This window comes from Acetobacter okinawensis JCM 25146, from assembly GCF_000613865.1.
Taxonomy (GTDB): Bacteria; Pseudomonadota; Alphaproteobacteria; order Acetobacterales; family Acetobacteraceae; genus Acetobacter; species Acetobacter okinawensis.
This window is the reverse complement of the sequence record NZ_BAJU01000011.1, coordinates 12,815-25,835: the sequence shown is the minus strand read 5'-3', so window position 1 is coordinate 25,835 and position 13,021 is coordinate 12,815. Positions and strand designations below refer to the sequence as shown.

11 protein-coding genes, 3 tRNA genes and 2 pseudogenes are annotated in these 13,021 nt (G+C 54.8%); 4 read left to right on the top strand and 12 right to left on the bottom strand.

Annotated elements, in window-relative coordinates:
• Positions 1-655: 655 nt before the first annotated feature.
• From JCM25146_RS06855 to mnmE, 6 genes and pseudogenes are all read right to left on the bottom strand, one after another.
• A tRNA-Lys gene (locus JCM25146_RS06855) sits at positions 656-731 on the bottom strand.
• Between the two features lie 67 nt (positions 732-798).
• Entirely contained in the window at positions 799-1,710 is a 912-nt protein-coding gene (locus JCM25146_RS06850) for a ParB/RepB/Spo0J family partition protein (RefSeq protein WP_025826825.1), read from the bottom strand.
• A pseudogene (locus JCM25146_RS17865) lies at positions 1,707-2,497 on the bottom strand (ParA family protein). Before JCM25146_RS17865 ends, JCM25146_RS06850 begins: the two are co-directional and overlap by 4 nt.
• Positions 2,484-3,079, bottom strand: a pseudogene (gene rsmG, locus JCM25146_RS17860) (16S rRNA (guanine(527)-N(7))-methyltransferase RsmG). Before rsmG ends, JCM25146_RS17865 begins: the two co-directional pseudogenes overlap by 14 nt.
• Entirely contained in the window at positions 3,069-4,949 is a 1,881-nt protein-coding gene (gene mnmG, locus JCM25146_RS06835) for a tRNA uridine-5-carboxymethylaminomethyl(34) synthesis enzyme MnmG (protein ID WP_025826823.1), read from the bottom strand. Before mnmG ends, rsmG begins: the two are co-directional and overlap by 11 nt.
• A 25-nt stretch (positions 4,950-4,974) precedes the next feature.
• Entirely contained in the window at positions 4,975-6,294 is a 1,320-nt protein-coding gene (mnmE, locus tag JCM25146_RS06830; protein WP_025826821.1) for a tRNA uridine-5-carboxymethylaminomethyl(34) synthesis GTPase MnmE, read from the bottom strand.
• Between the two features lie 179 nt (positions 6,295-6,473).
• Here mnmE and JCM25146_RS06825 point away from each other — a divergent pair, with 179 nt between their 5' ends.
• The gene (locus JCM25146_RS06825) at positions 6,474-6,950 is read left to right on the top strand and encodes a methylated-DNA--[protein]-cysteine S-methyltransferase (RefSeq protein WP_025826820.1); all 477 of its coding nucleotides are present in this window, start codon (positions 6,474-6,476) and stop codon (positions 6,948-6,950) included.
• Positions 6,951-7,264: 314 nt separating this feature from the next.
• On the opposite strand, the gene JCM25146_RS23610 is transcribed toward JCM25146_RS06825, so the two are convergent.
• Positions 7,265-7,621 (bottom strand): hypothetical protein, encoded by a 357-nt coding sequence (locus tag JCM25146_RS23610; RefSeq protein WP_242400980.1) that lies wholly within the window; start codon positions 7,619-7,621, stop codon positions 7,265-7,267.
• Between the two features lie 257 nt (positions 7,622-7,878).
• Between JCM25146_RS23610 and JCM25146_RS06810 the strand changes: the two genes are divergently transcribed.
• Positions 7,879-8,325, top strand: a complete 447-nt coding sequence (locus tag JCM25146_RS06810; RefSeq protein ID WP_025826814.1) for a hypothetical protein — start codon at positions 7,879-7,881, stop codon at positions 8,323-8,325.
• A 227-nt stretch (positions 8,326-8,552) separates the two neighbouring features.
• On the opposite strand, the gene JCM25146_RS06805 is transcribed toward JCM25146_RS06810, so the two are convergent.
• The 5 genes from JCM25146_RS06805 to hemE all read right to left on the bottom strand — a co-directional run bounded on the left by JCM25146_RS06805 (position 8,553) and on the right by hemE (position 11,717).
• Positions 8,553-8,629 (bottom strand) — tRNA-Pro (locus JCM25146_RS06805).
• Positions 8,630-8,699: 70 nt separating this feature from the next.
• Entirely contained in the window at positions 8,700-9,284 is a 585-nt protein-coding gene (locus tag JCM25146_RS06800; protein WP_025826812.1) for an LOG family protein, read from the bottom strand.
• Between the two features lie 209 nt (positions 9,285-9,493).
• Positions 9,494-9,946 carry a protoporphyrinogen oxidase HemJ gene (gene hemJ / locus JCM25146_RS06795; RefSeq protein ID WP_025826810.1) on the bottom strand — a complete coding sequence of 151 codons (453 nt, stop codon included), beginning with the start codon at positions 9,944-9,946 and terminating at the stop codon, positions 9,494-9,496.
• Entirely contained in the window at positions 9,946-10,638 is a 693-nt protein-coding gene (locus JCM25146_RS06790) for an HAD family hydrolase (RefSeq protein WP_025826808.1), read from the bottom strand. Before JCM25146_RS06790 ends, hemJ begins: the two co-directional genes overlap by 1 nt.
• The gene (gene hemE, locus JCM25146_RS06785; protein WP_025826807.1) at positions 10,638-11,717 is read right to left on the bottom strand and encodes a uroporphyrinogen decarboxylase; all 1,080 of its coding nucleotides are present in this window, start codon (positions 11,715-11,717) and stop codon (positions 10,638-10,640) included. The genes JCM25146_RS06790 and hemE overlap by 1 nt, the downstream gene beginning before the upstream one ends.
• 368 nt (positions 11,718-12,085) lie before the next feature.
• Between hemE and JCM25146_RS06780 the strand changes: the two genes are divergently transcribed.
• Together JCM25146_RS06780 and JCM25146_RS06775 are read left to right on the top strand one after the other, a co-directional pair.
• Positions 12,086-12,718, top strand: coding sequence for a Maf family protein (locus tag JCM25146_RS06780; protein ID WP_025826806.1), 633 nt, complete (start codon positions 12,086-12,088; stop codon positions 12,716-12,718).
• Positions 12,719-12,817: 99 nt separating this feature from the next.
• Positions 12,818-12,893, top strand: a tRNA-Ala gene (locus tag JCM25146_RS06775).
• The last annotated feature ends 128 nt before the right edge of the window (positions 12,894-13,021 follow it).

The window sequence follows — 13,021 nt, the reverse complement described above, 5'->3', positions numbered from 1 at the left end:
GAAAACCAGCCATTTAGAGCGGCAATATCCCTATGAATGGCAGAAAACAGCCATTCATGCTTTCAAAGTGATACACCTATTTTCGGCAGGTGTAACAGCCAGAACAAAAAAGGTGTATCACTTTTAGATAAGTAAATCAGTCACTTATCCAGAGTGATACACCTGTTACACCTGATACACCTTTTTTTGGGTAGGGGTGGTAAGAACGGGAAGGTGTGACGCGGCCAAGGTCATGCGTAAAGCGCATATCTCAACCTTGGCTCATAGGCCGGGGGCTATCGGAAAGTCGGGATGCCCTTGGGCACCGCAACCGCATCAGGCTCACGCGCGGATTTTTTCGGCTGTTTGAAAAAAATCAAGTTTTCAAACGCTGGTGACTGTCATGGGGATGGGGGTATCCAATCTCTAGCGGCCATGAGCACCCGGACCGCGCCATGGGCAAATTTTTGCATCCGCGAAATTGAAACAAAAAGACACACAGGTAGCCGGAGGGCCAAGGCTGTCAGGTTTTTGAGAGAGAAAATCTGTGGCTGGAAAGAACCCTGCCCCATGCCAGCTCAGAAAACGCGGTTTCAAATGACTCCGGATTGACTCCGGAAGCAGGAGAACCCTGCCAGCCTGAAACCTTAAAACCACCAGAAGCTAAGGAAAAGCTTGGTGGGTGCACAAGGACTCGAACCTTGGACCCGCTGATTAAGAGTCAGCTGCTCTACCAACTGAGCTATGCACCCTTACAGCCTATTTGGCTGAAGTGGGGGTCTTTTACCACCCCTTTTAAATAAGCACAAGCCTGAAAATTCAGGATTTTAACAAAGCCAGAACTGTGTCCAACTGATCAAGGCTTTTATAGTGGATTTCCAGCGAACCACCTTTGCGCCCATCAAAATTGACGGCAACTTTAAGCCCCAACTTGCTGGCTAAATCCCGCTCAAGGGCCGCGATTTCGGGATTTCTCGCTTTTTTCTCTTTGACCACCGGAGCGTTGCCCTGCTGCTCCAGCGCCTTTTGCACCAATGCCTCTGTCTGCCGCACGGACAAACCTTTGGCAATCACTTCTGCAGCAGCCGCAACCGCATCAGGGTGCGGGAGCAAGGCTCTGGCATGGCCGGCAGAGAGAGCACCCTTTTTAAGGGCGCCTAGCACGCCAGCAGGTAGTTTGAGCAGGCGCAGCGTGTTGGCAACATGGGGGCGGGATTTGCCAATGGCTTTGGCAAGGTCTTCCTGCGTCAGGCTGTAATCATCCATCAGACGATTAAAGCCCTCGGCCTCTTCCACTGGGTTGAGGTCTGCGCGTTGGAGGTTTTCAACCAGAGCAGCAGCCATGGCATCGGCTTCGCTCAGGTCACGCACGTGCACGGGTACTTCATGGCACTGGGCAAGCTGTGCTGCGCGCCACCGCCGTTCACCTGCAACAATCTGGTACTGGCCTTTTTTATTCGGGTCCGGGCGCACCAGAATAGGCTGCAATATACCACGCTCACGGATGGATGCGGCCAGTTCCTCCAGAGCAGCAGGTTCCATATCCTGCCGTGGCTGGAACGGCCCGGCAACCAGAGCTTCAACCGGAAGAACGCTCACAGACCCCCCTTTTTGTTCAGATTGACCACTTTGCCCGTTGGAGGATACTCCTGCGGGTTCACCCAGTAATGCGGCAAGCCCCCGCCCCAGTTTGGGGCGGGCTGCGGGTTTGCTCCGTGGTGGCGCGCTCATGCCGTTCTCCTCATAATTTCGGCGGCAAGCGCCTGATAGGCCGTCGCCCCGGTTGCACGGGGGTCATATGTCATGACCGGCAAACCATGGCTCTGTGCCTCGGAAATACGAATATTACGGGGGATAATGGTCTCAAGCACATCATCACCAAAAAAGCTGCGGGCATCTGCCGCAACCAGTTCGGACAGATTATTGCGCTTGTCATACATGGTCAGCACAATGCCAGCCACCTTTAGGGTGGGGTTCATGTCTTTGGTCACATGACCAATTGTTTTGACCAGATGCCCAAGCCCTTCAAGCGCGAAGAACTCGCACTGCAATGGGGCTAGAACACCATGTGCCGCCACAAGCGCGTTCAGGGTCAGCAGGCCAAGGCTGGGGGGCAGTCGATGATGATGTAGTCCGTCTGCCCGGCCAGTGGCTCCAGTGCCTCACGCAACCTGTATTCACGACCCTGCGTTTCCACCAGTTCAATTTCAGCGCCTACCAGCTCCGTATTGGCCGCGATAACGGACAGGTTATCAATCTCAGTAGGTTGTAGCAGGTCCTGTGCGGATTTTTCGTGCATGAGCAGCGCATACGCTCCGCCCTTTCTGGCATCGTAGCTGACACCCACCCCGGTAGAGGCATTACCCTGCGGGTCCAGGTCCAGCAGCACAACACGAGCGCCATCGGCTGCCAGAGCTGCGGCCAGATTAATGGCGGTCGTTGTTTTGCCGACCCCACCCTTCTGGTTTGCTACTGCAAGGATGCAGCAGCTTTTGCTGTTTTTGTTAGCCTTCTGCACGATTAAAATTACTCACTTCCAGAATAACACCATCAGGGCTTGTTTTGCTTGGCCATGACCGGACATCAAACCGCCATGTCCGTGCGGCTTCCTCAATTTCCTGCTCGGCCTGCCGTCCTTTTAAAAACAGGCCAACACCGTCAGGCTCCAGCAAGGGACGCGCCCATTCCAGCAACTTCTCCAATGGGGCGAGCGCTCTGGCGGTAACAACCGGCGCGGGCGCACCTCTGCACGGTCCAGCCTGCAGGGCAGAACACTCAGTCGCGCCCCGGTTACTCTGGCCGCTTCGCGCAGAAACGCGGATTTACGCTGATCAGATTCGATCAGCACACCCGGAATATCTGCTGCAATCCCGACAACAATACCGGGAAAGCCACCACCCGACCCCATATCAACAAATTGCCTGCGCCCTTTTATCAAAGGTACAAGCTGTAGACTATCCAGAATGTGCCTCTCCCACAGGTTATCCATATCTTTGGGGGAGACCAGATTGATCCGCTCGTTCCATTTGCGGAGCAGGGCCATATAGGCGTGCAGGCGCTCTTCTGTTTCACGTGAAACATGATCATTTTCAATCAGCATGGACACGCTCCTGGCCTTTGCGCAAATACGCCAGCAGAGTCATAAGAGCAGAGGGCGTTATTCCGGGAATTCTCTGTGCAGCACTAAAGCTTTCTGGTTGGGCCTGTTCCAGCCTCTCCCTCATTTCCGCACTCAGCCCACCGATGCTGGCAAAATCCATTTTTGCGGGGAAGCGGATTTCCGTCTCGGCTTCAAGCTGCTTGATTTCCCTGTTCTGGCGGGTCAGGTAGCCACTATAACGGGCCTGCGTGGTCACATACTGCCGCACACGCTCCGGCACGGCCAGAAACCATGGCGCCACCTGCTCTACAACGCTCTTATCTGCACCATAACCCAGAACCTCCAACAACGTCCGCCGCCTGCCATCCTGGGCAACCTTCATCCCCATGCTGGCAAGCTGCTGTGGCTGCCAGCCCTCTGCTCCAGCACGCTCGGTTGCAGCATCAATTTCTGCCAGATCCCGCTCAAAAATGGCCTGACGAGGCGCTCCAACACACCCCCATTCCACACCCAGCCGGGTCAGGCGCATGTCGGCATTATCTGCCCGTAGAGTCAGCCTGTATTCCGCGCGCGATGTGAACATGCGGTACGGCTCGCTCACTCCCTGCGTTGTCAGGTCATCCACCATGACACCAATATACGCTTTACCCCGGTCCAGACTTACAGAGGGTAACCCACCAGCGCGTCGGGCGGCATTGACCCCGGCCAGCAGGCCCTGTGCTCCGGCCTCCTCATACCCTGTTGTCCCGTTGATCTGCCCGGCAAGGAACAGGCCGGGGCACTGGCGCAGTTCCAACCCTGTTGTCAGCTCCCGCGGGTCAACATAATCGTACTCCACAGCATAACCATACTGCGCGATCACTGCATGTTCGAGGCCGGGGATAGAGCGGATCATGGCGTCCTGCACATGAGCTGGCAGGCTGGTGGAAATGCCATTGGGGTACACCAGATGCCCGCCTTCGTGCTCAGGTAGCGCCTCGGGTTCCAGAAAAATCTGGTGGCTGGTTTTATCTGCAAACCGCACGACCTTATCTTCGATGGAGGGGCAATAGCGCGGCCCCCGACCGGAAATACCTCCCCCATACACGGCCGAAAGATGCAGGTGCTCGCGGATAATATCGTGCGTTGCCGGTGTGGTCGCGGTGATGCCACAGACCATCTGCGGGTTGGTAATGGTCTGCGTCATGCGGCTGAAGGGTTCAGGCACAACGTCACCCCTGTCCTCCGCCAAAGCGCTCCAGTTTATGCTCTTGCGTTCAAGCCGTGCCGGTGTACCGGTTTTGAGCCGCCCCATGCGCAGGGCCATGCTGCGCAGGCGTTGCGCCAGCGCAATGGCGGGCTGCTCCCCAATACGTCCGGCCGGTTTTGACGTGTGGCCAATATGGATGACCCCATCTAGGAAGGTACCGGTTGTCAGCACAACAGCCCCGGCCTGCCATTGCCTGCCATCTTCGCAGACGACGCCACTGACCTGCCCATTGCTCTGGCACAGCAGGTCGGCAACGGCCCCTTCCACAATATCCAGCCCCGGAGTCTGGGCCAGCAGGTCCTGAATGGCCTGCCGATATAACATGCGGTCTGCCTGTGCGCGTGGCCCCTGCACCGCTGGCCCCTTGGAGCGGTTAAGCAGCTTGAAGTGAATACCCGCCTGATCTGCCGCACGGCCCATAAGCCCATCCAGCGCATCGATCTCACGCACCAGATGCCCCTTGCCAATACCACCAATGGCCGGGTTGCAGGACATGGCGCCAACCGTCTTTTTGTTATGTGTGAGCAGGAGCGTTCTGGCACCGCAGCGCGCGGCGGCGGCGGCGGCCTCGCACCCTGCATGGCCACCGCCAACGACAATCACATCATAAGACACCGTCATACCCATAAACCCTGCATCACAACCTTTATTTACCAATACAGAACTGCCCGAAAATGGCGTCCAGCAGTTCTTCCACCCCTACGTGCCCGGTCAACCGCCCCAAGGCGCGCATGGCCAGCCGCAGTTCCTCACCCCGCACTTCCGGCCAGTCCTGCTCAAGCGCTCTTTGCAGGCTGTTGCACGCATCCTGCACGCCGGCACTATGGCGCGCACGGGTCAGCAACGGCATACCGGTAGAAGACGCCGTGAGTGCCTGCACCTTGTGCTCCAGAATCTGGCGCAGTGCATCCAGCCCCTGAGAGTTTTTCAGGCTGACCGGAATAACCGCCACCCCCTCTACCTCGGCTGGAAGAGGGGCCAAGTCAAGCTTGTTCCCTACCAGAAGAGCACCGGGGAAAACACTTTGCGGCACCTGCGTTGCGGCAAACATCTGCACCACACAGTCTGCCTGTTTCACGTGAAACAATGCGCGCTTTACCCCCTCGGCCTCAATAGCATCCTCGGTATCGCGCAGGCCTGCCGTATCCACGAATGTGACCTTGATCCCGGCCAGACTCCCTACAATCTCCAGCGCATCCCGTGTGGTGCCAGCAATAGGAGAAACAATGGCGGCATCACGTTCGGCTAGCCAGTTCAACAGGCTGGACTTGCCCGCATTGGGGGGGCCAGCAATGGCAAAAACTACACCCCGGCGGATACGTTCCCCCCGCTTGCCATCCTGAATATGGCGTTGCATCTGTTCCACAAGCTGGGCAATACCCGCGCGGATTTCAGCCTCCACTTCGGGGGGGATATCCTCATCCGGGAAGTCGATCAACGCTTCCTGGAATGCCAGAAGTTTTTTAAGCTGCTCGGCCCATCCTGCATAAACGCGGCTTAATGCACCATCTGCCTGAGCCAGAGCCTGCTTACGCTGGCTTTCGGTTTCGGCCGCAACAAGGTCTGCCACCCCTTCGGCCTCAACCAGATCCATCCGGTTGTTGGTAAAGGCCCTGCGCGTAAACTCGCCCGGTTCTGCTGGGCGCGCCCCTCCCAGAACAAGAGCGTGAGCAACAGCCTGAATAACGGCAGGCCCTGCGTGGAGGTGCAGTTCAAACCCGTCTTCCCCCGTGTAGCTTTTTGGCCCGGGGAACCACAGGACAAGAGCTTCGTCCAACAAGGTGTCCTGCACATCGGCCTGTTGCCACACGCGCCGCAGAACGGCCTTGCGCGGGGGAGGCAGCGGGCCACAGAGTTTTGCCAGCAGGTCCGCACTGCCTTTGCCGCTCACGCGCATCACAGCAATGGCCGCACGCTCCACCCCTGTAGAAAGAGCAAAAATAATGTCTTCCCCCTGATACCCCACTGCGGTCTGTTCCTTACTGTTTTGCGTGATGCACCAAAGTGTTTTAATGCAGTTTTGTCTGCAAACGTAGATTTAAAAGATGATAAAAGCAGACATATGGGTCACGCGCCCTTCCCTGACGTGTGCTCCCCTGCCTGTTCCGTGCCGACCGGCTGCTCTATATCCAGAAAGTGGACAACATGCCCCAGCTTTCCCTGCACTCCCCTCTAGGACCGCTTACCCTGTCTGAAGAGGATGGAAAAATTATTTCTCTCGATTGGGGCTGGGGGCGGGACCAGACCGAAACACCCCTGCTCACGCAGGCGCGTGACTGGCTGGACCAGTGGTTTGATGACCCGACCGCGCTAGGCGCATTCCCTTTTCCGCTGGAACCTTATGGTACAACTTACCAGAAAAAGATATGGGCCTTTTTACAAGGCATTCCTACAGGAACAACCGCCACATACGGCGAACTGGCACAAAAAGTGGGCGGGAGCCCCCAGTCCGTAGGGCAGGCTGTGGGACGCAACCCCATACCCATTCTTATTCCCTGCCACCGCGTGCTCGCCCGCAACGGCATAGGTGGCTATTCTGGTGATGGCGGCGTGGACGATAAAATATGGCTGCTTGAACTCGAAGGTGTGCAGCTTTCCCCTCAACAGGCACAGGACCGCTGACACCACTCTTTACGAGCTGTTGCCAGCGCCTGTCAGTTATCGCTTATCGCAGTTTTGAGTCAGGTTATTGTAAAAATAGCCTGTTTTACAATTAAACATCGCGGTTCCATCACTTCCCTGCATCGTCTGCGGTGGTGGTTCCTCATTTGGTGTGGCCGGATATTGCCCATAATTCGGGCTGGCGTAATAGGATGGCGGAGCGTAATTGCTCTGCCCTACTCCCTGCTGTACCGCAGGCCCTTCGGGCACAGGTGATGGCGGTGGGGCCGAAGTATACTGCGGCGGATAAGACCCGGAATAACTCTGTGCGTATGTCATGCCACCATAGGCATAAGGCATGGACCACCCCCAGCCCCAACCGGCCCAATAGGGGTTCCAGTAAGAATTCCCCCAATACGGACCCCAGCCGCCATAACCACCGTAGCTCCATAGGCATAGGGGTAGCCCCAACCCCAACCATAGCCGCCTCCCCAGCCCCATGGGCCACCGCCCCAACCGCCGGGACCGCCACCATGCCATCCTCCACCAGGTCCGCCAAAGTGACCACCGCCCCACGGACCACCACCAAAATGGCCACCACCACGCTGGGCATGAGCAGGATGAAAAGAAAGCGTTGTGCCAGCGGCCAGCAACATGGCCCACACGGCTTTTTTTATCTGGCTCGTCTGCATTATCTTAAGGTCCTCGCTCTTGCCTGTTTGGTTAGCAGACAGGAAAATCATGGTCTAAAAATGGGTATGCCGGGCCGCACTGTCCAGCATAGGCTGGATCACTTTATCCAATGCCGCAAAACTGTCAGGTTTGCACGATTCACCTTGCATATTATGAATACCTGATATACCGTTTAAACAATGGAGAAAGCGAGGTGCACTCACCACACCGTTCCGCTTTTGCCCCCTAACAAACCCAAAATTAGGAGGCCGGACACATGGCATGGAAAAAAGCAACATTTGTCTCTCTCTGGCTCGCGGCTCTGAGCCTTGCGATCTGCTCCACTTTTATTTTTGTAACGTGCGGACTCAAGTTTTCGGTTTTCCATGCAGGGCTCGCCGTGCACTGGCAGGATTTTACCGACAATTCCGCCCTTTCTCATTTTCTGTGGCAGTCCCTACCTGAATCCAAGCAGTGGTCCGACTATGCCCTGTCGCTCCCCGGGCTGGTTGCCAGTGCAGCTTTTATTTCCAGCATTGTTCTGGGCACGTTTGCCGCCTTGCAGTTTGAGGAACTCAATCAGGGTATCCAAAAAGACCGGCAAGCCGACATGCGTCGCTGGGAAAGTCTTCTGGTCGGGCAGGTGCATGACGCACACGCAGGTCTTTTTGCCGCCAATACCGCAATGGACACCCCGTATCATACGGTTGCCAAACAAGCCTGAACCTTAAAAGCACGGCATCATCTGCTATACCCCTCACGCTCCTTTAATGGACGTGGGGGGTTTTGTTCATCTCTCGGTATGGCTGGGGCATGGAGTTGGTTTATTAAGAGCCATAAAGCCTTATGGCAGCTGCAATGCGGGCCAGAATCATCTGATGCGGCATTATGCAGTGTTCATTGAGAACAAATACTGCCAGCGTTATCTTAAACAATCCGGGAAAAAAGCCATGGTCGGAGTGAGAGGATTCGAACCTCCGGCCCCTGCGTCCCGAACACAGTGCTCTACCAGGCTGAGCTACACTCCGTAATGGCTGAATGCGCTATACATCTCTCCCGCCATATAAGCAAGAGAGGAAATGCATAAGTCCTTTTTACCTACAGGGCGGACACCGGCAGATCATTCACCTGATCGGCCTGAATGGAGCAGTCCAGAGCTGCCGCTACATCGGGGACAACCCGGATCAGAGCCCGTGCCTCGGCTGAGGCAAACCCCTGACTGACCGCCACATCCAGCATGGCAATCATGGCATCTGCCCAGCCATCCACGTTAATCACCAGAATAGGTTTTTTGTGCTGGCCCAGCTGCTTCCATGTCAGGATTTCCATTGTCTCATCAAAAGTACCAAATCCACCGGGAAGAATCCAGAATGCATCGGCCCTTGCAAACATGATCTGCTTCCGCACATGCATGGAATCCGTAACAATCAGTTCGGATACCTGATCGTGCATACGTTCACGGGTTTTTAAAAATTCAGGAATAACCCCCGTAACAGCCCCACCGGATTTGATAACGGAATCTGCGACCACACCCATCAGCCCATTGGCACCACCACCGTAAATCAGACGGATTTTTTTTTCAGCCAATGTTTTGCCGACCTCTTCAGCCACCTGACGGTAAACAGGTTTATCCCCCATACGGGAGCCACAAAACACAGCCACGGAATGTGCGGTTAAGGACATATAACGTCTTCTCCCTGATGTTCTGGTTTTTATAAATTTCAGCAATTCAAACATATGGGCAAAAAATAATCCATATTTTGCCGTTTTTTATAACCTGCTCATAAGGCTACAATGTTTTACATAAAAGGCAAATATGTGTCGCAGGTCTATGCGATTATGGCCTCTCTGTAACAGAAAAATAAAAATACTGACTTACAATCATGCTTTTTCTAAAACGGTCTGACAACAACCATAATCACAATAACCATCATCAGAACAGTCGGCACTTCATTGGCTATTCTGTAAAATTTTTCGGAATGCTGGTTATTATCCTGTGCAAACCCCCTATACCACCGGCCACAAACCCCCTGAAACGCAAACATAAGCACAACCGACAGCAATTTAAGGTGCCACCAGCCAGCGCTCCAGTCGACCGAACCTGGTGTTAAAACCAGCAAAGTCCCAAACAATAGACTGGAACACATAGCAGGCACCATAATTGCCTTGATCAGCCGACGTTCCATAATTTTAAACCGTGCGCTTTCCGCCGAGCCCACAGCAACCTGACAGTGATAAACGAACAGTCTTGGCAAATAAAACAACCCCGCCATCCACGCCATGACAGACATGATATGGAAAGCAACAAACCACCTGACCCATGGGAGCAGCATGTCAAAAACCATTAGGGTGTGACCTTGACCAGTTTGGAAACGATATCTGCAAAATCAGAAAGGTTATTGATTTTTTCCATACCTTCCCAATCAGGTATTGGCTTGTCCGCTGCGCGGAGCATCACGCAAGCCATCCCGGCTTCAACAGCAGCCTTTGCACCGGGGTCACTGTCTTCAAGCACCACACATTCGCAGGGAAGAACGCCTTCTGCTTCTGCAGCTTTAAGGTACACATCGGGTCGGGGTTTGGGCACACCCATATCCCGCGCCGAATGGATACGCCCGTCAAAATAAGGGGAAAGACTGGTTTTTTCAAATTTTACATCCATTTCCTCGCAGGAAGAATTGGATGCAACCCTTACGGGAATACCGAGCTTTTGCACAAAATCGAGCATAGCATGCACACCCGCAACAGGCTCAACCCCCTCTTTCATGGCGGCGACAAAACGCTGCTGCATTACTGGCTCCCATTGCGGACCGAGCGTTTTGCCTGCGTTATGCTCAATCAGGGGCTGGATGGTCGCCAAAGACATGCCAGAAAACGTCTGTACAGCCAGATGGTCCGGTACATTCCACCCAGCCTCCCGCGCCGCCTGTGCACACAGGCGGCAACAGGTTTCCTCGCTATCAACCAGTACACCATCGCAGTCAAAAATGACCAGTTTGAGTGGTCCGCGAAAAACCTGTGAGAGGGCTTGGGTCATCAGGCTGTTTCCCGCACGGTCCGCACAAGGTCAGCCACATGTTCAACAGGTGTCTGTGGCAGAACGCCATGTCCGAGGTTAAACACATGCGCACGACCACGACCGGCTTCACGCACATGCAGGGCTTCACGCCGCATGGCTTCACCGCCAGCCAGAACCGCTAGCGGGTCCAGATTCCCCTGCAAACCCAGTGTCTGCGGCACCATGTTGCGCACAGCAGCCATGTCTGCTCCGGTATCCAGGGCAAGAACATCAACCCCCGTATCACGCGCATATTCTGCAGCCATAACCCCGGCCAAACGGGGGAAGCCTACAACCCGCACATGCGGATAACGGGCCTTGATTGTCTGCACAATCTGTCGGCTGGGCTGGATAACAAGACGGCGAAATTCCGAAGGAGGCAGAAGCCCGGCCCATGAATCAAACAACATGACGGCCTCAGCCCCTGCTTCAATCTGGGCGCACAGATAGGTCGCCGTTGTCTCGGTCAGCAGGGCCATAAGCCTGTCAAAAAGCGCTGGTTCAGAAAAAGCCATGTTCCGCGTTACAGAAAACTCGCGCGACCCACGACCTTCCACCATGTAACAGGCCACGGTAAAGGGCGCTCCGGTAAAGCCAAGCAATGTTGTTGCCCCCGGTTTGGCCGCACCAATGCTGTCTGGTCCATCTACAGCTTTGCGCAGGCGCGTAAGGGTTTCAAGCACAGGGGCTGTTGCTTCGGCTATCCTTGCAGGATCAAGGGCTTTCAGGTCCTGTTCGGAGCGAATGGCACCCAGAACAGGGCCAGTCCCTTCCACAAACTCCAAGGACTGACCCATAGCCCAGGGCAGGATCAGAATATCAGAGAACAGGATAGCTCCATCCATGCCAAAACGGCGGATAGGCTGTAGGGTCAACTCGGTTGCAATATCCGGGGTCATGCAACGGGTCAGAAAATCTGCCTGTGCCCGCATGGCGCGGAATTCAGGCAAAAACCTGCCAGCCTGCCTCATCAACCACATCGGAGGGGGCCACAGTGCCTCTCCGTTCAGAGTTCTGAGCAGGCGTTTGGCGGGGGGAATATGTGTTTGCGTTGTCATGAGCAGAAGTCCTGCACGTCTTTGTCCGCGCTGTCCACGCCCCTCTTCCTATAAAAAAAGAAAGAAAAAGGTTTGATGAGATATGAGGGTACTGTTGATAACGGGGTACCCGGCATTCCAAAAATGTACCCCATGTTTCCCACAGTGTGTACAGTTTCAAGACCCTTGCAAAATAAAGGGTTTTTGAGGTTATCCAGAAAACATTCCAAGACCCCTGTGTACAACTCACCGGTTCACGGAAGTTGCATGTTGTGCCCGGTACTCGGTAAGGCCATGTTCTGAACTCCGTACAATCCACATGTACCCCGGTACTCAGGATAGTACTCACAGCCCCATTTTCAACCAGTACCTGAAAGAGACTCGCTTCCGTGACCGATTTAGTACTAATGCCGACTCTAATACAGAACAGAGCAGACAAACTGCTTTTGGCCAGTGGTTCTGCTGCCAGGCGGCGTATTCTGGAAAATGCGGGACTGGTCTTTGATGTTGAAGCCTCCTCGGTGGATGAGACCCCTCTCAAGCAGATGGGGCGCCAGCAGAACTGGTCAGCCGATGCTGTAGCGCTCCGCCTTGCAGAGGCAAAAGCACAGTCGGTTCAAAAGCCGGATACGATTGTGATCGGGGCAGACCAGATGCTCAGTTGCGAAGGGGTATGGTACGACAAGCCGGAGGGGCTGGAAGGGGCACGCCAGCAACTGCTCCAGCTCAGGGGCAAAACGCATAGTCTGCATACCGCCGTGGTCCTGTGTTTTAATGGGCAGATTCTCTGGCACCATGTGAGCAGCCCCAGACTGACCATGCGCATGTTCTCCCTTGAGTTTGTAGAGCACTATTTAAGTCTGGAAGGGGCGGCCTGCCTTGGCTCAGTTGGCTCTTACCGGCTGGAGGGCCCGGGCATACAATTGTTTGCGGCCATAGAAGGAGATGCCTTTTCCATTCAGGGTTTGCCGCTTCTCCCCCTTGTTGCTGCCTTGAGAGACCTGAAAGTGCTGCAAGATTGAAAATTAGGGGTTGTCAGCATTTTGAGGAGGTTGTAAGAGGCTCAACACACACAGAGCAGCTGTTGCAAAACAGGACTTGCGAATGTGTGACAGAACAGTGGGGCCATAGCTCAGTTGGGAGAGCGCTTGAATGGCATTCAAGAGGTCGGCGGTTCGATTCCGCTTGGCTCCACCAGTTCTTCTTCCTAAGCCTCTGAAAAATAAATGTTTTTGTGAGAGTTTGGACGCATTAGTCCTCTTTAAACTCTCCATTGCAAAATATCATTCTCCTATCATGCTATGGGGGAGAGTTGTTGTTTTCCA

Bases quoted from the DNA above. Each gene is read 5' to 3' on its own strand.
- JCM25146_RS06850 (WP_025826825.1), bottom strand. From the start codon at position 1,710: ATGAGCGCGCCACCACGGAGCAAACCCGCAGCCCGCCCCAAACTGGGG.
- mnmG (WP_025826823.1), bottom strand. From the start codon at position 4,949: ATGACGGTGTCTTATGATGTGATTGTCGTTGGCGGTGGCCATGCAGGG.
- JCM25146_RS06825 (WP_025826820.1), top strand. From the start codon at position 6,474: ATGCCCCAGCTTTCCCTGCACTCCCCTCTAGGACCGCTTACCCTGTCT.
- JCM25146_RS23610 (WP_242400980.1), bottom strand. From the start codon at position 7,621: ATGCAGACGAGCCAGATAAAAAAAGCCGTGTGGGCCATGTTGCTGGCC.
- JCM25146_RS06810 (WP_025826814.1), top strand. From the start codon at position 7,879: ATGGCATGGAAAAAAGCAACATTTGTCTCTCTCTGGCTCGCGGCTCTG.
- JCM25146_RS06800 (WP_025826812.1), bottom strand. From the start codon at position 9,284: ATGTCCTTAACCGCACATTCCGTGGCTGTGTTTTGTGGCTCCCGTATG.
- hemJ (WP_025826810.1), bottom strand. From the start codon at position 9,946: ATGGTTTTTGACATGCTGCTCCCATGGGTCAGGTGGTTTGTTGCTTTC.
- JCM25146_RS06790 (WP_025826808.1), bottom strand. From the start codon at position 10,638: ATGACCCAAGCCCTCTCACAGGTTTTTCGCGGACCACTCAAACTGGTC.
- hemE (WP_025826807.1), bottom strand. From the start codon at position 11,717: ATGACAACGCAAACACATATTCCCCCCGCCAAACGCCTGCTCAGAACT.